Annotated in this window: 17 protein-coding genes; 9 read left to right on the top strand and 8 right to left on the bottom strand. The window is 64.7% G+C overall.

The features are described from left to right. Positions 1-271 precede the first annotated feature (271 nt). Together DT073_RS06935 and DT073_RS06930 are read right to left on the bottom strand one after the other, a co-directional pair. Positions 272-1501 carry a polysaccharide biosynthesis protein gene (locus DT073_RS06935; protein WP_124292726.1) on the bottom strand — a complete coding sequence of 410 codons (1230 nt, stop codon included), beginning with the start codon at positions 1499-1501 and terminating at the stop codon, positions 272-274. A gap of 30 nt (positions 1502-1531) precedes the next feature. Continuing rightward, complete coding sequence (locus DT073_RS06930; protein ID WP_124292725.1) at positions 1532-3613, bottom strand: hypothetical protein; 2082 nt, start codon at positions 3611-3613, stop codon at positions 1532-1534. A gap of 100 nt (positions 3614-3713) precedes the next feature. Here DT073_RS06930 and rfbA point away from each other — a divergent pair, with 100 nt between their 5' ends. The 4 genes from rfbA to DT073_RS06910 are packed head-to-tail and all read left to right on the top strand — an operon-like array spanning position 3714 to position 8013. Next, positions 3714-4586: a glucose-1-phosphate thymidylyltransferase RfbA gene (gene rfbA, locus DT073_RS06925; protein WP_124292724.1), complete on the top strand. Its 873-nt coding sequence runs from the start codon at positions 3714-3716 to the stop codon at positions 4584-4586. Continuing rightward, a complete protein-coding gene (gene rfbB, locus DT073_RS06920) occupies positions 4583-5581 on the top strand; it encodes a dTDP-glucose 4,6-dehydratase (RefSeq protein ID WP_124292723.1) in 999 nt (332 codons plus the stop codon). The genes rfbA and rfbB overlap by 4 nt, the downstream gene beginning before the upstream one ends. Positions 5582-5621: 40 nt before the next feature. Next, positions 5622-7001, top strand: a complete 1380-nt coding sequence (gene rfbD, locus DT073_RS06915) for a dTDP-4-dehydrorhamnose reductase (RefSeq protein ID WP_240638800.1) — start codon at positions 5622-5624, stop codon at positions 6999-7001. Then, positions 6982-8013: a glycosyltransferase gene (locus DT073_RS06910; protein WP_164478162.1), complete on the top strand. Its 1032-nt coding sequence runs from the start codon at positions 6982-6984 to the stop codon at positions 8011-8013. Before rfbD ends, DT073_RS06910 begins: the two co-directional genes overlap by 20 nt. Here the strand turns inward: DT073_RS06910 and DT073_RS06905 are convergent, their stop codons facing one another. Continuing rightward, positions 8014-8775: a glycosyltransferase gene (locus tag DT073_RS06905; protein WP_124292720.1), complete on the bottom strand. Its 762-nt coding sequence runs from the start codon at positions 8773-8775 to the stop codon at positions 8014-8016. It lies immediately after the preceding gene. A 47-nt stretch (positions 8776-8822) separates the two neighbouring features. On the opposite strand from DT073_RS06905, the gene DT073_RS06900 reads away from it, so the two are divergent. The 3 genes from DT073_RS06900 to DT073_RS06890 are packed head-to-tail and all read left to right on the top strand — an operon-like array spanning position 8823 to position 10867. Further along, positions 8823-9731 carry a glycosyltransferase family 2 protein gene (locus DT073_RS06900; protein WP_240638799.1) on the top strand — a complete coding sequence of 303 codons (909 nt, stop codon included), beginning with the start codon at positions 8823-8825 and terminating at the stop codon, positions 9729-9731. Further along, positions 9728-10462, top strand: coding sequence for a glycosyltransferase family 2 protein (locus DT073_RS06895; protein ID WP_124292719.1), 735 nt, complete (start codon positions 9728-9730; stop codon positions 10460-10462). The genes DT073_RS06900 and DT073_RS06895 overlap by 4 nt, the downstream gene beginning before the upstream one ends. A gap of 3 nt (positions 10463-10465) precedes the next feature. Next, positions 10466-10867: a DUF2304 domain-containing protein gene (locus tag DT073_RS06890; protein WP_124292718.1), complete on the top strand. Its 402-nt coding sequence runs from the start codon at positions 10466-10468 to the stop codon at positions 10865-10867. On the opposite strand, the gene galE is transcribed toward DT073_RS06890, so the two are convergent. Beyond that, a complete protein-coding gene (galE, locus tag DT073_RS06885; protein WP_124292717.1) occupies positions 10864-11886 on the bottom strand; it encodes a UDP-glucose 4-epimerase GalE in 1023 nt (340 codons plus the stop codon). The genes DT073_RS06890 and galE overlap by 4 nt on opposite strands. Positions 11887-11971: 85 nt before the next feature. Between galE and DT073_RS06880 the strand changes: the two genes are divergently transcribed. Beyond that, complete coding sequence (locus DT073_RS06880; protein WP_124294397.1) at positions 11972-12838, top strand: ABC transporter permease; 867 nt, start codon at positions 11972-11974, stop codon at positions 12836-12838. Further along, on the top strand, positions 12822-13568 hold the full coding sequence (locus DT073_RS06875; protein WP_124292716.1) for an ABC transporter ATP-binding protein: 747 nt from the start codon (positions 12822-12824) through the stop codon (positions 13566-13568). The genes DT073_RS06880 and DT073_RS06875 overlap by 17 nt, the downstream gene beginning before the upstream one ends. 2 nt (positions 13569-13570) lie before the next feature. Here DT073_RS06875 and DT073_RS06870 read toward each other — a convergent pair whose 3' ends face one another. From DT073_RS06870 to DT073_RS06855, 4 genes are all read right to left on the bottom strand, one after another. Beyond that, entirely contained in the window at positions 13571-14704 is a 1134-nt protein-coding gene (locus DT073_RS06870; protein WP_124292715.1) for a glycosyltransferase, read from the bottom strand. Further along, the gene (locus tag DT073_RS06865) at positions 14704-16155 is read right to left on the bottom strand and encodes an LCP family protein (RefSeq protein WP_124292714.1); all 1452 of its coding nucleotides are present in this window, start codon (positions 16153-16155) and stop codon (positions 14704-14706) included. The genes DT073_RS06870 and DT073_RS06865 overlap by 1 nt, the downstream gene beginning before the upstream one ends. Beyond that, positions 16152-16619: a 5-(carboxyamino)imidazole ribonucleotide mutase gene (purE, locus tag DT073_RS06860; protein ID WP_124294396.1), complete on the bottom strand. Its 468-nt coding sequence runs from the start codon at positions 16617-16619 to the stop codon at positions 16152-16154. Before purE ends, DT073_RS06865 begins: the two co-directional genes overlap by 4 nt. 289 nt (positions 16620-16908) lie before the next feature. Then, the gene (locus tag DT073_RS06855) at positions 16909-18042 is read right to left on the bottom strand and encodes a 5-(carboxyamino)imidazole ribonucleotide synthase (RefSeq protein WP_124292713.1); all 1134 of its coding nucleotides are present in this window, start codon (positions 18040-18042) and stop codon (positions 16909-16911) included. Positions 18043-18161 lie beyond the last annotated feature (119 nt).

The raw sequence follows: 18161 nt of genomic DNA, 5'->3' as shown, positions 1-18161 counted from the left end.
AAGCCACCAACCAACGATCGCTCCCACCCGCCGACGCAGGCGCCTCAGCCCCCGTGAAGACTGCGACGCGAAGGCCCCAGAATGCCAAACGGACACTGGCACCCCGAGCTTGACGAGAGCATTGGCATACTCGTACACGATCTTGTACCCGCCGATGGCGGTTCTGGAGGGCTCCAGCAGACAGAAGTGAACAGCAGCTCCGGTGCCGTGTGCGCTCGGGGCGAGATTCATCGTGATAATTCCCCTGTCGATCTCGGGGTGCGGAAACATCTCACGGATGAACCATCCGAGGAGTCAGCGCGCGCGAGCGTACGGCGACGAAGGCGCAGAGTATCAGAGTCAGACTCTCGCCCACGGCCAATCCGGCGGCCACGCCAGCCACACCGAACAGGGTGCCACAGAGGATCATCGCTCCTAGGCCCGCGATGGCGCTCACGACGGTGATGAGAAGGACGGCGCGCTCCTGTCGTGCCGGCATGAGAACGTTCCTGATGATCGGGGTCGACGATGCCACGGCGAAATAGGCTGCCGCCAACCACCAGAGTGTCGCAGACTCCGCGATCAGCTCGCTTCCGAAAAGCAGTGCCGTCAACGGCTGTCCGAGCACACCGAGAACAACCACCCCCACCGCGCCGACCCCTCCCATCAGAAGGAATGCGGCGAGATGCCTCCTTGCTCGGAGAGAAGGAGCCACCTCCAATACCCAGCCCTGTAACGCGTTGCCTGCAGCGACGATCGCCATGAGCCCGTATCGGTACAGCCGGTCCGCGGAGGAGAAGGTGGCGACGTCTCTCGCTCCTGCAGTGGCAGCCGATACGGGAACGGGCGCATTGGCGTAAAGATTGCCTACGACCTCCACGCCCCATGCGGACCGAAAGGCGAAAATGTCTTCACGGACAGTTTGGGCGCCAACCCATTGAGGGAAGAGCCTTCCGAAGCTAGACATGTGGAAGGCGAGTGGACTAGCACACGCAGCAACGAGCAGCGCTGCGCCGTACCACAGAATCTCTCCTGTCCACAGGACGAGAGCGATCGCAACAGCGGTGGCGATGGCGCGAGGAATCAAGTCGTAGAGCACGATCGTCGAGATCGAGGAGATCCCGACCCCGTACCAGCTGATGCCCAAACCGCCGAGGGCTCCCGCAGTGGCGAACAAGACAGCGACAGCACGGGTGCCGTCGGGTGCGAGGAGGGCGCTCACAAGCGCTGTGGGCACCGTGAGGACCGACACTACGAAGGCCCGGGAGTAAAACGACCTCGCGTAGAGATGTCGGCGCTCGTCGGCATCCCGCTCTACAGCGACCATCGCCGTCCCCAGGACATTCCACCCCACAAAGCCGACCGCCGCGGCATAGGCGCCTACGGCCTGGCCGACGTTCAGCGCGCTCCAGCCGTCAACGCCCCCGATTCGAGCGACGATCGGCAGAGCGACCAACGGGAGGACCGCACCGAGGAACGGCAGCGTCGAGAACCCGAGCAGACGACGCAGCAGGTTCGGCACACAGGTGAGCGTAGTCGACCCTTCCGGCCGTCACTGAGTTGCGGCCGGAAGGGGCGCCCCCTTGATGTAGGCGGATTCAAACTCGCGCGGCAAGTCCTCGATAGCAGGCGAAGTGGTACCGGCGATGCTGAACAAGGTGGCTGAGTCAGGCACGTAACGGAGCTCCCCTCTTTCGACTACGTAGATGTCGGGTCCGCCGAATCGAACGAGAGCCCGATCGGAAAGGAGGGGTGCCCCCACACCAACGCTCTGCAAAGTCGACGTGGACAATTCGAGCACCTGAAGGGGTCGAGAGCCGTTGAGCTCCTGCAGCCGCTGCTGGTCGCGTACATGTCGGAAGCGACCCTGGTCCAAAACATAGATCGGAGGGGAGGCCGGGGTTTTCACGAAAATTGGAGCGGACACGGTAGTGGCAGACTTCGGCAGAGCCGAACAAATACCCTCGGGCATTGGCGCAGCGGTCATGGCCACGGGCAGTCCATCGACCTTGACCAAGGCCCCACCCGCGGTCATGTACGTCGCGGTCGGACATTGAACGAGCAGGGCGAGCGAAGCGTCAGCCTTGCGGTAGCTCGCGAGGGTTCCGTCCGGTACCACGCGATAACCAGTTGCCCCGGCTTCCGCCGCCAATGCGAACGACGGGATATGCATGATCTCGTCGGAAGCCCCAACCACGTAGACCTCCGCTGAGCCAGCTTCCTTTACCAAGCTTCCCGAAGCCAGGAGAGGTCGCCCGAGCGGTATGGAGGTCACGTTCGCACTAGGGATGGCTACGACGTGCGCGGAGGTGGCGGACGCAGCCTGCACGAACGCGAGATCGTTCACCACGTAGCGACGTTGCCCAGCCTCCCACTTGAAGTAATCAGGCGAAGAGTCGGCGCGGAAAAGGTCTCCGACGGGAGCTCCCGCCCGGTAGCGGTCAAGCTGGACCGGATCGAGCTCGAGGAATCCGTCAGGGGCGTATCCATATCGTCGGGCGGTATCAAAGCTCTGCACCCAATGCTTCGTGCCGGCCGCATCTAGGATCATCACCGCGCCATCACGCGTATCCCTGACGTAACGCGTGGCCGGGCGTCCGGTCGGCAAAGCGTCGACGTATTGCTGGGCGACAGTTGCATAGCCGCCGAGCGGGCCCAAGAAGATGCTCAACTCCTGCTCGTTGGGAATGAGGTGCTTCGTTCCCCGTGTGACGAGGTACATCGCCGCCCTGTCGGGAGCTTTGACGATCGACGCGCGCCCAATCTGGGTGCTGCCGAACCAGTCCGTGAAGTAGTTGAAGAAATTGCGATTGCCGTAGCTCGAGCAACCGTCGCCTGTGCCGTAGCCGGCGCGTAGCGCGGCCCCATTTGGCTGATACGGCGTGTAGTAGTACAGGTTCGCAGTCGCCTGATTCTCGATGTACACGCGGGAAGAACCGCAGGAGCGATTCGGGTTGTACAAGACGTCCCACGTCTTTCCGGGGGCATACCAGGTGAAGTAGGAGCTCTTGCCATAGACCTGGAACTGTCGGGCTGCCCCATACACCTGGTTCTGGAAGCCGTAATAGCGAGTGTCACAGGCGGCGGTATCCGGGCATCCTTGCCCCATGGCGATGGTGTAGCGCCACTCCGACGGCCATGTGTGTGTCACCAACCCCTGTTCCTTCTGAAGAGTGACAAGGAGCACCTGCGGATTGATACCGCAGGCTTGCGCGACCTTAGCGATGATGCGGGCGGCGGGCTCGTTGACTGCACCCTGGTATGCCCCGCAGTACGCATCGCTCGGCCGGCTCGTCGTGGTCTGCGTGAAGTCCTTCAGGCACACATAGCCCGCCTGGCACGTGGGCACGCGGGCTCGGAGAAATGATGAGATCTGGCTCTCGGTCATGGACCCCGCGTCGAAGAAGACGGCGTCGGCAACGATGTTCCCCGGCCGGAAGAGCGAAAGGTCGGCTGCTGGCCGCGCAACCGAAGGAGCGCTTGAGGAAGATCCCACTCCTGCCACGGCTGACTGAGGGGCGGCTGACGCCGTTGCTTCGGGCAGCGTAGCCAATGTGCCCAGCAAGATTGCCGCGGCAGCGATCCAAGCAGCAATCCGTGTCAGCGGGGGCTTGGCGTGTTCCTCGTGATGCACGTGAACATTGTGACGTATGGTTCGCACTTATACCAGTGTGAAAATTGTGCTCGCCGTGGCGAAGACGGTCGCAGTGATCCGGTTGTGGCACGATTGTCGGGTGAAGGGCATCATCCTCGCGGGCGGTTCAGGAACGCGCTTGCATCCGATCACGCTCGGAGTCTCGAAGCAGCTCGTCCCCGTTTACGACAAGCCGATGGTCTACTACCCTCTGTCCACCCTCATGCTCGCGGGTATCCGTGAACTGTTGGTCATCACCACTCCACACGACGCCGCAGCCTTCCAGCGTCTTCTGGGCGACGGCGAGCAGTTCGGAGTCGCGCTCAGCTTCGCGCAACAGCCGTCGCCTGATGGTCTCGCCCAGGCTTTCACCATCGGCGCTGACTTCATCGGGAACGAGAAAGTGGCGCTCGTCCTCGGGGACAACCTTCTTTACGGGCCAGGTCTGGGAACACAACTCAAGAACCACACCGACGTGGACGGCGGGGCGGTTTTCGCGTACTGGGTGGCGGAGCCATCCGCGTACGGTGTTGTGGACTTCGACGCTGACGGTCGAGCTGTGTCCTTGGAGGAGAAGCCCGCACGACCGAAGAGCAACTACGCCGTTCCTGGGCTGTACTTCTACGACAACGATGTGGTGGAAATCGCTCGGAGCCTCAGCCCATCCCCTAGGGGCGAGTACGAGATCACCGACGTGAACATGGCATACCTTTCGCAGGGCAAGCTCCAGGTGCAGGTTCTGCCCCGCGGGACAGCTTGGCTCGACACCGGGACGTTCGACCAAATGACGGACGCTGCCGAGTACGTGAGGACCATGGAGCGTCGCACGGGCCTTCGGATCGGCGTGCCGGAGGAAGTGGCATGGCGACAGGGGTTCTTGACGGACGAGCAGCTTGAGAAACGGGGGCACGAGCTGAGAAAGTCGGGATACGGGTCCTACCTGCTGGGCTTGCTGGAGCGTGGTTCTCGATGAGTCGGTTATTGGTCACCGGAGGGGCTGGATTCATCGGCTCCAATTTCGTCCATCACGTCGTACGACGGACGGATCACCACGTGACCGTTCTCGATGCCCTGACCTACGCGGGCAACCGCGCGTCACTCGAAGGCGTCCCGGAAGACCGGATGACTTTTGTTCGTGGGGATATCTCCGACGCCAGACTCGTCGATGAACTCGTTAGCCTCGCGGACTCCGTCGTTCACTTCGCTGCTGAATCTCATAACGACAATTCTCTCGCCGAACCACGGCCCTTCCTCGACACCAACGTGGTGGGAACCTTCACTCTCCTGGAGGCGGTTCGACGGCACGACCGACGTTTCCATCACATCTCCACCGACGAGGTCTACGGCGATCTCGAACTCGACGATCCGGAGCGTTTCACCGAGACGACACCGTACAATCCCTCTTCGCCGTATTCGTCGACGAAGGCGGCAAGTGACCTCCTCGTGAGAGCCTGGGTACGTTCGTTTGGAGTACGCGCGACGCTTTCCAACTGCTCGAATAACTATGGTCCGTTCCAACACGTAGAAAAGTTCATTCCACGCCAGATCACCAACGTCCTGGAAGGGACGCGGCCCAAGCTCTACGGAGCCGGCGCCAATGTGCGCGACTGGATACACGCGGACGATCACTCTGCGGCTGTATTGCTGATCCTCGAGCGCGGCGAGATCGGGGAGACGTATCTCGTAGGAGCGGACGGAGAGCGCAGCAACAAGGAAGTTGTCGAGTTGATCCTCGAGTTGATGGGGGAAGATCCGCAGGCATACGACCATGTGGTCGATCGAGCGGGGCATGACCTCCGTTACGCCATCGATTCGACCAAGCTGCGACGCGAACTCGGATGGGAACCGGTGTACTCCGACTTCCCGGCCGGGCTGACCGCCACCATCCGCTGGTATCGAGAAAATGCGCAATGGTGGCGTCCCGCCAAGCGGGCTACTGAGGAGTTCTACCAGGCCAGGGGTCAGTGACGTGACGGACTCTTTACAGTTCGGAAAATCCCTGACGGGGATGTCGACTTCGATCCCCGGTCTGATGCTCTTCGAGCTCCCGGTACACGGTGACAATCGCGGCTGGTTCAAGGAGAACTGGCAACGGGAGAAGATGGCCGCTGCCGGGTTGCCCGATTTCGGGCCGGTACAGAACAACATCTCTCTCAACCGCGCCGTTGGAACCACTCGCGGGATACACGCTGAACCCTGGGACAAGTGGGTCTCGGTCGCGAGCGGACGGATCTTCGGGGCCTGGGTGGACCTGAGGCGCGGGCCGACTTTCGGCCGAGTGTTCACGGCAGAGGTCGATCCCTCTCGCGCCGTCTTTGTCCCTCGCGGCGTCGGGAACGCCTTCCAGACCCTTATGCCGGACACGGCGTACACCTATCTCGTCAACGATCACTGGTCGCCTGACGGCGAATACGCCTTTGTGAACCTGGCGGATCCTCAACTTTCCATTCCCTGGCCCATCCCGCTGGATCGAGCGGAACTTTCGGAGAAGGACCGATCGCATCCTCCCCTTATCCATGCGAGCCACGTCACGCCGCGGAAGATCCTTGTCGTCGGAGCTGACGGTCAGGTGGGACGCGCGCTGCGAAAGCTCTACGAGGGGATGCCCGAGGTGGAATTCGCCGGTCGTGCCGAGTTCGATCTCACCGATCCGGCGAGCACGGCGCGGCGACACTGGCGCGACTACGGCGCCGTCGTGAACGCGGCAGCTTACACCGCCGTGGACCGCGCAGAGACGGACGAAGGGCGCCGAACGGCATGGGCGGTCAACGTCGCAGGCACCACAGTCCTCTCCAGACTCGCTCGCGAGAACGGCCTCACTCTGGTGCATATCTCAAGCGACTATGTCTTCGACGGCGCCAAAGCACGGCCATACACAGAGAACGACCCGGTGAGCCCACTCGGTGTTTACGGCCAGACGAAGGCCGCCGCAGATGCGATTGTCTCCACTGTCGATCGGCACTACGTCTTGCGCACCTCGTGGGTAATCGGCGAGGGCTCTAATTTCGTTCGGACGATGCAGTCGCTTGCAGCGCGCGGCGTGCAACCTCGCGTCGTCTCCGACCAAATCGGTCGTCTCACCTTTACGGACGACCTGGCCCGGGCGATTGCGCATTTGCTCGATTCCCAGGCGAAGCCTGGCATCTACAACGTCACCGGTGCGGGCGACGCGGTGTCATGGGCAGATATAGCGCGCGACGTCTACGCTGCCTGCGGCCGGAGCCGAAAGGACGTGCAGGACGTTGACACGCTGACATATTTCCGTGGCGCGAGCGGCCCGGTGGCGCCGCGCCCTCCGAGGAGCGTTCTCGATCTGACCAAGATCGAGTCGACGGGTTTTACGCCGCGCCCGTGGAGGGATTCCCTTCGTGACTATCTTCGAGACTGACTGGGCGGGCGGTGAGGGGTATGTCGTCCTGGCGGCCTACCGGCCAGATCCAGAACTCTTCCGGCGCCAGCTGCGCAGTATCCAGGCGCAAACCGTTTCTGCGTTCCATTGCTTGATCGTCGCCGACGGCGAAGCCGACTCCGTGCTTGGCGCCACTCGGCAGGCGGTGGGGAACGACCCCCGCTTCGAGGTCATTGGATTTGAGAATCGAGTTGGGTTCTATCGAAACTTCGAGCGCGGCCTCGCCACGGTCCCGCATGACGCGAGATGGATCGCCCTGAGTGATCAGGACGACGCGTGGTACCCGGACAAACTTGAGAAGCTCCTGCCGCACCTCCGCCAGAGCGCTCTGGTGAGCGGGCAGGCCCGCGTGGTGTCGTACCCCGCGGGCGAGATCCTCTCTGTATCGACCAACCGGAAGAACGTCGGCGTCACGTCCTATTTCCTCGACAATCAGTTCACCGGCTCCCTCTCCGTGTTTCGCGGAGAAGTGCTTGGGTTAGCTCTTCCTTTCCCGTCATTGCGGACGCCCGCCGAGGTGCATGATCATTGGCTCGCCGTCTGTGCTCACTTTCTGGGCGGGGCCAGCGTTGTCAACGACGTTGTGCAGGACTACGTCCAGCACAAAGCGAACGTCATTGGGGAGAGTGATACCGAGCGTTTCCGTCCGACGCGATCGTGGGCGACGCTCACTCGCACCGCCCGTCGGTATGAAGACGGGATCACGCCGCGACGCCTGGCGCGCGCGACTTACAACGTCGGCGTCGGGTGGCGCTCGACCATGGCCGCCGCCCTGGGCGAGCGACTGCCACAACCCGCGCCGCAGGATTATCTCCGCCTGGAGGCTTTATACGGGCGGGACCGCCGGCTCAGCGCCACGACCAGCCATATCTTCCGGTCCGTGCGCGCTGGCACTGTATCTCCGCGGAGCGCGGTGGAGTACGTGGCCGGGTGGTTGGCGGGGACGGTGTTCCGTCTGCGGGGCCCGGGTGATCGTCCGGCCAGTCGCTGATCACCCCGAGGTTGGGGTGCGGCGGCCGCCTCGGCGAATCGCCTCGACCATGGCACGCGCCATCATGACCCGGGCAGCGAGTATGGTCCGCAGCGGTCTGTTACCCCGCGCCGAAGCGTTGCCGGCGTGCACGCGTCTGGCTATGGTGTCTCGTTCGAGATGAATGACGCTGCGGGATGCATTCCCTACCATCCCGATCCACTGATCGTGTGTCTCCGAAAGAAACGCCGGAAAAGGGAGCAAGCGGGGGGTGAGTTCCGCACGGAACGCCATGCAGCACCCGTAATAGGGGCGCAAGCCGATCCAAATCCAGAACAGGTTGCGTAGATTCCGCGAACTGTCTTGTGCGCGAAGGCGTCGCGACTGCACGAAGGTTGCCGTTCCTCCGAAGACCGAGAAGTTCGACACCACTAAGGCAGCTTCAGTCAGCGCCTCCATCATGTCCCGCACCCGGTTCGGGAGCCATCGGTCGTCCTGGTCGGAGAGGAAGACGACGTGACCGCGAGCCTCGCTGATCGCGCGCTCGAATGCACGAACATACCCGGCGTTGCGCTCGAGGGCGATCACTCGGATGCGAGGATCGACGAGGGCCTCGATCCTCGCCACCGTGTCGTCCGAGGAGGCGTCATCCACGACAACTACCTCGTCCGAAGGTGAAAGTTGATCGAGGATAGACAGGAGCTGCTCGGAAACGAAAGCGGCGCCGTTGTACGTGGCTACACAGACGCTGATCTGCGGCCCGGAAGATCGGGCTTCGGTCACAGCCCTCTCCTTCCAAAGACTCGGCGGGGCGCACCTAGAATAGCCGGGTGCCCCCCAGGCCCACGAAAGGAAGCGATTTGTCGAGCGCGATCGACGTCATGTTGCCGTACTACGGTGATGTGGCACTGATGAAGAAGGCGGTGGAAAGCGTTCTTTCGCAGTCTCACACCGACCTCCGTCTCGTCGTCCTCGACGACGGCTATCCAGACCCAGAGCCGGCGCGGTGGTTCGCATCGCTGTCGGACCCGCGGGTGACCTACCTCCGGAACGACGTCAATGTTGGCGCTAACGGCAATTACCGCAAAGCACTTGGTCTTGTGGAAGCTGAATGGTTCGTCATGATGGGCGCGGACGACGTCATGCGGCCGGGGTACTTGAGCGCCGTGGGACGAGCGGCCCGAGAAGGAGTGGACATCATCCAGCCGCGAGTGGAGATCCTCGACGAGTATGACCGTCGCATCCTGCCGCTGGCGGATCGGGTGAAAGCGTGGCTCTCACCCTCGGTACCTCCGGGGGGCTCCGTTGCCGCCGGCGAACCGCTCGCCGTGAGCCTTCTCCGCGGTAACTGGGCCTACTTTCCGGCGGTCGCGTGGCGTACCGCCGCCGTGAGGCGAGTTGGATTTCGTACCGACCTCGACGTCGCCCAAGACCTCGCTCTGCTCCTCGACATCGTTGCCGATGGGGGCAGGCTCGCACTCCTCCCGGATACCCTGTTCGACTATCGTCGCCACTCGCGCTCTGATTCTTCTGTGCGGGCGGTCGACGGCCGCCGGTTCGCGGAGGAGAGACGCTTCTTCCAGCAGGAGGCGAAACGGTTCAGGCGAATGGGCTGGAAGCGCGCTGCCCGCGCAGCTCGCCTTCACGTCACCTCCCGTATGAACGCCGCAGCAACACTGCCGCAGGCGCTCAAAGCCAAACGATCCCCCATGCCCCTGCTCACCCACGTGATCCGATGAGCGACGCCGACTTCGATGCGCGCGGGCAGCAGACGACCCAGTCGCGAACGACCATCAGTCCGCGAGACGACCGCACATGGATCGTCGTGCCTTTGTACAACGAGGCGACGGTCATCGCGGACGTTGTCACAGGACTTCTGGAGCGATTCGTCCATGTCGTCTGCGTCGATGACGGGTCGTCTGACGGTTCGGCGGAGGCTGCTCAACGGGCCGGAGCACAGGTGGTGCGCCACCCCGTCAATCTCGGACAGGGGGCGGCCCTGCAGACCGGCATAGATTTCGCCCTCGCGCACGATGACGTCGAATTCATCGTTACCTTCGACGCAGATGGCCAGCACCGCGTGGAGGACGCTGTGGCGATGGTACAGGAAGCTCGCCGAGAGGGACTGGCCATCGTTTTCGGATCACGCTTCTTGGACGATCGGACCGATCCCGGTCTGGTGAAGAAGATCATCCTGAAGACCGTCGTCGTCGTGAGCAACCTTACGACCGGACTTCGCTTGTCGGACGCGCATAACGGTCTCCGGGTCATGCGGGTTGACGCCGCTCGCAAGGTCGACTTGCAACAGGACCGGATGGCGCACGCGACAGAAATCGTGCTTCAACTAGGACGAAGCGGACTGCCGTGGAAGGAATTCCCGGTTCAGCTCCTCTACACGGACTACTCCAAGGCGAAGGGGCAGAGCGTCCTCAACGCCGTCAATATCCTCGTTGACCTGGTGGTGAGGTAGCACATGTGGATTCAGGCGATATTGATCGCGGTCGTGGTCGTGGGCGGGGTCTTCGTGATTCGAAAGCCCGGTGGGGACAGTCACCTTGCCCTACGACGCCTGGGCCTCGCGCTCTTCACTCTCGTCGCAGTGGCGTCGGTATTGTTTCCGGAGTGGCTGACCTGGCTCGCCTCTCTTGTCGGCGTGGGTAGAGGAACGGACCTTCTCCTCTATGCGTTCGTCTTGGTTTTCTTGCTCTTCGTCATCACTCAGTACAGACGGAATCTCGCAGTTAATCGCCGGATCACGCTGCTGAGTCGCCGCATCGCACTGGACGAGGCATTGGTCGAGGAGCGTGCCGACGTCGTGCTCGCCGGGGATGCCGCGAGGCAAGATGAGGACGTACCTCCGCGAGATCGCGACTAGGCCGGCGGGGCCGAGAACCCGTTCGGGTTCTGCCTTTGCCATCGCCATGCGTCGACGCATGCTTCGGACAACGTCCTACTCGCCTCCCATCCCCAGATAGCGCGAGCCCGGGCTACGTCCGCCCAGGCGGCTGCGACGTCACCAGGCCTGGGGTCCACAATGCGGTACGGGATCTCACGTCCCACGACGGCGCTGAAGGCGTGAAGCAGTTCAAGGACGGACGTTCCGCGCCCCGTCCCGAGGTTCACAGCGGTGACTCCGGCATCACTGTGTGAGAGCGCCGCTACATGACCGTCTGCAAGATCCATGACGTGCACATAATCTCTCACACCGGTCCCATCAGGGGTGTCATATTCGTCGCCGAACACCTGCAGGTATGGCAGCCGCCCCACCGCGACCTGAGTGACGTACGGCGCGAGATTGTTGGGGATTTGTGCGGGATCCTCGCCAATCAACCCCGAGGGGTGTGCTCCGATGGGATTGAAGTATCGGAGCAGGACGGCGGAGAAGTCCGGATGCGCCGCCGCGTGATCGGCGATGATCAATTCGTTCATGTACTTGGTCCGGCCATACGGATTGGTGATGCCCATGCCAACTGCACTCGTCTCACGAAGCGGCAGTTCGGAAGGAACACCGTAGACCGTTGCTGACGAACTGAATACTAGTCGCCCGATTCCCGCGTCACCCATGGCCGCGAGAAGCACGAGGGTGGTATTGAGATTGACGTTGTAATAGAGCGCAGGCCTCACGACTGACTCCGACACGGACTTTAGACCGGCCAGATGGATCACGGCGTCAGGGCCAAACGATCGCAGAATCGACGTGAGCGTGTCCTTCTCACGAAGGTCCGCCCTTGTGAAACCGACTTCTTGGCCGGTGATCGTCCTGACGCGCCGAAGTCCTTCGATCGACGAGTTGGAGAGGTCGTCGATGACGTGAACTTGGTGATCCTGCGCGAGAAGCTGTGTGACGACATGGCTACCGATATACCCGGCACCGCCGGTTACCAAGACACGCATGGATCCACGGTAACCTGCGGAGCCGTTCTGGTCCGTCGGCTGCAACAGCTAAGATCGGTGTTTGGCACTGATCCCGAAGAAAAGTATGCGCCGATCCGAAACCATTCCCGCCGGCCTGTCTGAGCCTGGAGCATCGAGCGGCCTGCTCGAGGTCTTCCGTCGGCGGTACCTCCTCACCCTGATCGTCCGCAAGGAGGTCGGCATACGCTATCGCGGGTCGATCTTCGGCTGGGCCTGGTCCTACGTGAAGCCTCTCGTGCAATTCGTGGTGTTCTTCGTTGCGCTGGGCGTCTTCCTGGGGCTAAACCGCAGCATCGAGTACTACCCGATCTACCTGCTTGCGGGCATCACAATCGTCACCTTCTTCAACGAGGCCTTCTCGAACGGCACGCGCTCGCTCGTGGACAACGCTCCTTTGATCAAGAAGATCTACCTGCCCCGCGAGGTCTTCCCGATCGCGAGTGTGTTCGTGGCTGCCGTGAACACCGTTCCGCAGATCGTCGTGATCATCGCCATCTCACTGTTCTTCGGCTGGGCACCGACCCTGGGGCAGGTTGCGGCGATCGTCCTGGCCCTCGCGATCGTCGCGATCCTCTCGACCGGTCTGGGCCTGCTATTCGGCGCGATCAACGTGACCTTCCGTGATGCGCAGAGCTTCGTCGAGATCATTGTGATGATGTCCATCTGGGCGTCGCCGGTGATGTACCAGTGGCAGATGGTGGCCGACGCCGTGCCGGAGGCGGTCTTCACCCTGTATCGTCTCAACCCGCTGACGCCCACGGTCGAGCTGTTCCACTACGGCTTGTGGTTCCCGCTCGGCCCGACGGGGGCGCAACCTCTTCCCAACCTGTGGCTCTTTGCGGGAATCGCCCTCCTGATCTCCCTGGTGGTGCTGACCGCCGGCCAGCTGGTGTTCCGTCGTCTGGAGGGTCGGTTTGCCCAGGACCTCTGATCTCGTGGCCGTGCGGCCCCGCATCGTCGTCGAGAATGTCCGGAAGGACTTCACTCTGCGCCACACGCACTCCATCAAGGAGTCATTCGTGGCCGCGCTGCGCCGCAAGCCGCTGTCGTCGCGGTTCCGCGCGCTCGACGGCATCACCTTTGAGATCGGCGAAGGCGAGTCGGTCGCCCTCATGGGCTTCAACGGGTCCGGTAAGTCCACGACCCTGAAGATGATCTCAGGCGTCCTCCGTCCCGATAGCGGGAAGGTCCTCACACGCGGTCGGGTGGCCGGACTGATCGAGGTCGGCGCAGGGTTCCATCCGGACCTGTCCGGTCGGGAGAACATTTTCCTCAATGCGGCGATCCTCGGTATGAGCAGGCGCGAGACCGAGGAGCGCTTCGACGACATCGTGGCCTTCAGCGAGATCGAGCAGTTCATCGACACTGAGGTCAAGCACTATTCGTCGGGGATGTTCCTGCGCCTCGCCTTCTCCGTCGCGATCCACACTGAGGTGGACATCCTCCTCATCGACGAGATTCTGTCGGTGGGCGACGAGCCCTTCCAGAAGAAGTGCCTGGCGCGGATCCGAGAATTGCACGCGGCCGGGAAAACACTCGTCGTCGTGAGCCACGATCTCAACATGGTGTCCGACTTGTGCGAACGCGGAATTCTCTTGCAATCGGGAAGGATCGCGTTCGACGGCGACAGCAAGGAGGCCGTCCGGCGCCTCCGCGCCTGATCTCACAGGTCGGCGTGCAGGTGCCACACCTTGTCGGCCGCTTCCGCCCAGGAGAACGCCCGTCCGCGGTCCGCCGCGAGCACGCCCAGCCGCTCTGCGGCCGACACCGACCCGAGCGCCTCCGCCAACGCAGACCCGAGCGCGTCACCCAGCACGGCATCATCCGTCTCGTCGACGAGCTGGCCGCCGTCCGAGACCACCTCGGCATGGGAATCGGATGCCGCGGCGAGAATCGGTACGCCGAGCGTCATCGCGTCGACCACCCGCCAGGGGAACGCCTCGCGCCGCGACGGCGCGAGAAACGCCAGCGCCGCACCGAAGACTGCAGCGCGGTTCCAGGTCTCCAACGCTCCGCGCACGTGAAGGCGTCGTTCGGGGAGCCCGGCCGCCTCGGCGAGGTCGGCGATCGTCGGCTCCTCCCCCTCCGGCGCGTCGATCACGACGACGGGCAGGTCCACACCCGATCGCGCCACCGCGGCCAGCCCGACCGCGAGCCCGTCCGAACTCCGTGACGCCGAACCGGCGAGCAGCACGAATCCCTCGGGTAGGTCGAGCTCTCGCCGCCGGCCGACCTCGTCGTTCGGCACGGCGAAGCCGAGCGGCGCCGCGCCGGGAATGACACGGATCCGCTCCCCCAGGTTCACAACCCCCGCGATCCTTCGTGCGAGGGCGTGGGTCGGCACGACGACAGCGTCGGCGTGCTTCGCGGCGCGCTTGATCATCGCCCGCTGGAACGACAGCGCACCGCGAGGCAGCTCGCCCGGCGCATCCCACGCCCGGCTGTCCCAGACGGTGACGACCGTCTGGTCGTGATTGTGCACCCGGTCGTGGCGCACGAGCGGCGCCATGAGCGTCGGCGAGTGGATCATGCCCGCACCGATGCCCGTGGGTGCGCCCAGCTGCACGGCCACCGACAGCTCGCGGCGCGGCAGCGCCGCGGGATGTACCCCCGCAAGCCCGGGAACGGCGGCACGCAGCGCCGTGGCATCCGTCTGCGCGGGCACGATCGCTTCGACCTCGGTTCCCGAGGGAGCCCCGGCGACGAGTGCGCGGGCGAGTTCGCGGGATGCCTCGGCGAGGTCATTGTCGGTCGGCACCGCGACCTGGTCGAGCATGACTCGGAGCGTGGCGGTCATCAGCCCTCCGGCGTCGGCGTCGGGGTGGGCGGATGAAGCGCGGTGCGCACGAGCTCTTGCACGTAGGCGTAGTCGGGGTCGTACTCGTCGATGCCGAACTCGGGGATGAGCTCGATCGTCGTGACCGGCTGCTCCTGCGCCTTCAGCGCCAGATCGGCCAGGTAGGGCAGCAACGACTGCGGCAGGTCGGTCTCGACGATGTCGGCGCCGGCGGCGGCGATGTCCTGGAACCGGGTCAACACCGTCTGCGGAGTGAACTGGTTGAGGATCGCCTGCTGCAGGATGCGCTGGCGCTGCATCCGGTCGAAGTCGCTCGTGGTGTATCGCGAACGGGCGTACCACTGCGCGGTGTCGCCGTCCATGCGCTGCAGGCCCGGATCGATCCATCCGATGGCCCATTCCTCGGCGGGCTGACCGTCGTAGGCCGGCCCGCCGCCCTTGGGCAGGCGTTCGGCGACCTCGATCTCGACACCGCCGAGCGCGTCCACGAGCGAGGCGAAGCCGTGCATGTCGATGAAGACGTAGTACGGGATCTCGATCCCGAGTATGCCTTCGGCGGCATCCTTCGTCGCCTCGATGCCGGGAGCCGAGCCGTTGGCCACCGCATCGGGGTAGATGGTGTTGCCGTCCTGGCAGACCTCCACCTCGGTGCGGAGCTGGTTGATCCCGCTCCCCCACCCGCAGCTGGGGTCGGCGAATCCCTGGTGGCCGTCGGGATAGCGGTCCTGCATCGGCCCGGGTGCGAAGGGGAAGTGGGGCATGTCGCGCGGGATGCCGGTGATGGTCGTCGCACCGGTGTCGGCGTTCACCGAGACGACCGAAATGCTGTCGAACCGCATCGAATCGCGGCCCTCTCCGCTGTCGGCACCGAGGAGCAGGATGTTGTAGTACCCATCCGACGGAGGGACGGAGGGCCCACTCGCACCGAAGATCGCGCCGAGGGTGTCGCGTGCCGTACCGGTGACCTGCGCGGCGTACCCGACGGTGCCGCTGGCGACGACGAGCAGGGCGACGGCGAACGCGGCGATGCCGAAGCGGGCGGCTCGTCCGGTGCGGACCAGCCGGACCAGCCGCAGCGTGTCGATCGTCAGCACGATCCACAGGGCGGCATACGCGATGAGGATCACCTGGACGAGCAGCAGCACGAACCAGTTGGTCGCGAGGGTGAGGAAAAGGGTCTGCGCGAAGGCGGAGGTGAGCACGGCGCCGACGGCCAGGACCCACGACACCAGGGTCGCGGCGATGCCGACCCGGCCGAGGCGGCGATTGCCGGCGACGATCTGCGCCGAGCCCGGGAGCAGGAAGTTGAGTCCCACCAGCCACCAGCCGCGCGTGGTCATCATCGCCGTCGAGCCGGCGTCGGGGAAGCGCAGCGGGCGCTCCTCGAGCACGCGGCCGCGCGCACCGGATGATCCGCGCGTCGTCGTCCGCGGCGGGCTCGCCACGCTCACAGCGACTCCTTCAGGCGGCGGTTCTTCTCCTCCACCGCCGCCTCGAGGTCACGGGCGTACGCCTCGACCTGCTCGGCGACGCGGGGGTCGCCCGTCCCGATGATGCGGATGGCGAGGAGCCCGGCGTTCTTGGCCCCGTTGATCGACACGGTTGCGACGGGGATGCCGGCGGGCATCTGGACGATGCTCAGGAGCGAGTCGAGCCCGTCGAGGGTCGCCAGCTGCACCGGCACGCCGACCACGGGCAGGGCGGTGACCGAGGCGAGCATGCCGGGCAGGTGCGCGGCACCGCCGGCGCCGGCGATGATCACACGGATGCCGCGGGCCCGCGCCCCGCGCCCGTACGCCATGAGCTTGTCGGGCGTGCGGTGCGCCGAGACGACCTCGACCTCGTGCGGGATGCCGAAGTCGGTGAGCACCTGGGAGGCGTCGCTCATGACCCGCCAGTCGGAGTCGGACCCCATGACCACGCCGACCAGCGGCTCGGAGGCCGCGTGCAGCGGGGAGTCGTGATGCGGAGCGGTGCGCGCGTCGGATTCAGCGCTCGCGAAAGACCCAGTCACCCGATAAGGCTAGGGCGCCGAACTGGAAGAAGCCCGCAACGGCGCGCAAGCGCCGGTGCTGAGGGTGCCGTCGGCGCGCAAGCGCCGGTGCTGAGGGTGCCGTCGGCGCGCAAGCGCCGGTGCTGAGGGTGCCGTCGGCGCGCAAGCGCCGGTGCCGAGGGTGCCGTCGGCGCTGAGATGCCGGTGCTGCTCAGTCAAGGAACATCGCCGCCGCCGCCCGGGCGGCGTAGGCGACGTCGTCGAGGTCGTCGCCCGACACGTTGACGTGCCCCACCTTTCGGCCGGGCCGCGGCGCCTTGCCGTACGTGTGCACCTTCGCCTCGGGGTGGCGGGCCATCGCGTCGCTGAATCGTTCGGTGAGGCCGCCTTCGGCGGGACCCCCGAGGATGTTGATCATGACGGTCCACGGTGCCTTGGGTGACGGGTCGCCGAGCGGCAGGTCGAGCACGGCGCGCAGGTGCTGCTCGAACTGACTCGTGACCGCGCCGTCCTGGGTCCAGTGGCCGCTGTTGTGGGGGCGCATCGCGAGCTCGTTCACGAGCACACGGTCGGCGGTCTCGAAGAGTTCGACCGCCAGCATCCCCGACACATCCAGCCCCTCGGCGATACCGACGGCGATCTCACTGGTGACCTGCTGCTCGCGTTCCCCCGTGCGCTGGGCCGGAGCGAGCACCTCGGCGCAGACGCCGTCGCGCTGGACCGTCTCGACGATCGGGTACGCCCGCACCTCGCCCGACGGGCGCCGAGCGACCTGCTGGGCGAGTTCGCGGGTGAAGGGAACGAGTTCCTCGATGAGAAGCTCGCCGCCGCGACCGTCTTCGGCGAGGGCCGTGAACCAGTCGTCGGCGTCGTGTTCGGATGACACCACGCGCACGCCCTTTCCGTCATAGCCACCCCGCGGGGTCTTCACCACGGCACGGCCGCCATGATCGGCGAGGAAGGCCCCGATCCCGGCGGCATCGCTGACGGCTGCCCAGTCGGGCTGGGGCATGCCGAGCTCGGCGAGGCGCCGGCGCATGTGCAGCTTGTCCTGAGCGAACCGCAGCGCGTGGGGCCCGGGGCGCACGGCCACACCTGCATCGACGAGGGCGCCGAGGACGTCCTGGGGCACATGCTCGTGGTCGAAGGTGACGACATCGACATCGCGGGCGAACCGCAGCACGGTGTCGGCGTCGCGGTAGTCGCCGACCGCGGTAGCGGCGAGCGCCGCGGCCATCCCGTCGTCCTCAGCCAGGACCCGCAGCTCGACCCCTAGCTCGACGGCCGGCGCGATCATCATCCGCGCCAGCTGCCCTCCCCCGACGACTCCGACTCGCAACGCCATGGGACATCCTTCCGCTCGACTGCTTCTTTCGCGCCGTGGCCTTTTCGCGCCGTGGCCATCTTCGCGCAGTCGGCGAGTTCACGCAGACGCGAGGCCGGCGCAGGCGGCCGGTCCCGCCC

Origin of the sequence: Microbacterium sp. ABRD28 (genome assembly GCF_003850245.1) — a bacterium.
In the GTDB taxonomy this organism is placed as follows: Bacteria; Actinomycetota; Actinomycetes; order Actinomycetales; family Microbacteriaceae; genus Microbacterium.
This window is presented reverse-complemented; position numbering and strand designations above follow the sequence as displayed.

Coding starts and splice junctions, on each gene's coding strand:
- rfbB (WP_124292723.1), top strand. CDS start 4,583: ATGAGTCGGTTATTGGTCACCGGAGGGGCTGGATTCATCGGCTCCAAT.
- rfbD (WP_240638800.1), top strand. CDS start 5,622: ATGTCGACTTCGATCCCCGGTCTGATGCTCTTCGAGCTCCCGGTACAC.
- DT073_RS06895 (WP_124292719.1), top strand. CDS start 9,728: ATGAGCGACGCCGACTTCGATGCGCGCGGGCAGCAGACGACCCAGTCG.
- DT073_RS06890 (WP_124292718.1), top strand. CDS start 10,466: ATGTGGATTCAGGCGATATTGATCGCGGTCGTGGTCGTGGGCGGGGTC.
- galE (WP_124292717.1), bottom strand. CDS start 11,886: ATGCGTGTCTTGGTAACCGGCGGTGCCGGGTATATCGGTAGCCATGTC.
- DT073_RS06880 (WP_124294397.1), top strand. CDS start 11,972: ATGCGCCGATCCGAAACCATTCCCGCCGGCCTGTCTGAGCCTGGAGCA.
- DT073_RS06870 (WP_124292715.1), bottom strand. CDS start 14,704: ATGACCGCCACGCTCCGAGTCATGCTCGACCAGGTCGCGGTGCCGACC.
- purE (WP_124294396.1), bottom strand. CDS start 16,619: ATGGGGTCCGACTCCGACTGGCGGGTCATGAGCGACGCCTCCCAGGTG.
- DT073_RS06855 (WP_124292713.1), bottom strand. CDS start 18,042: ATGGCGTTGCGAGTCGGAGTCGTCGGGGGAGGGCAGCTGGCGCGGATG.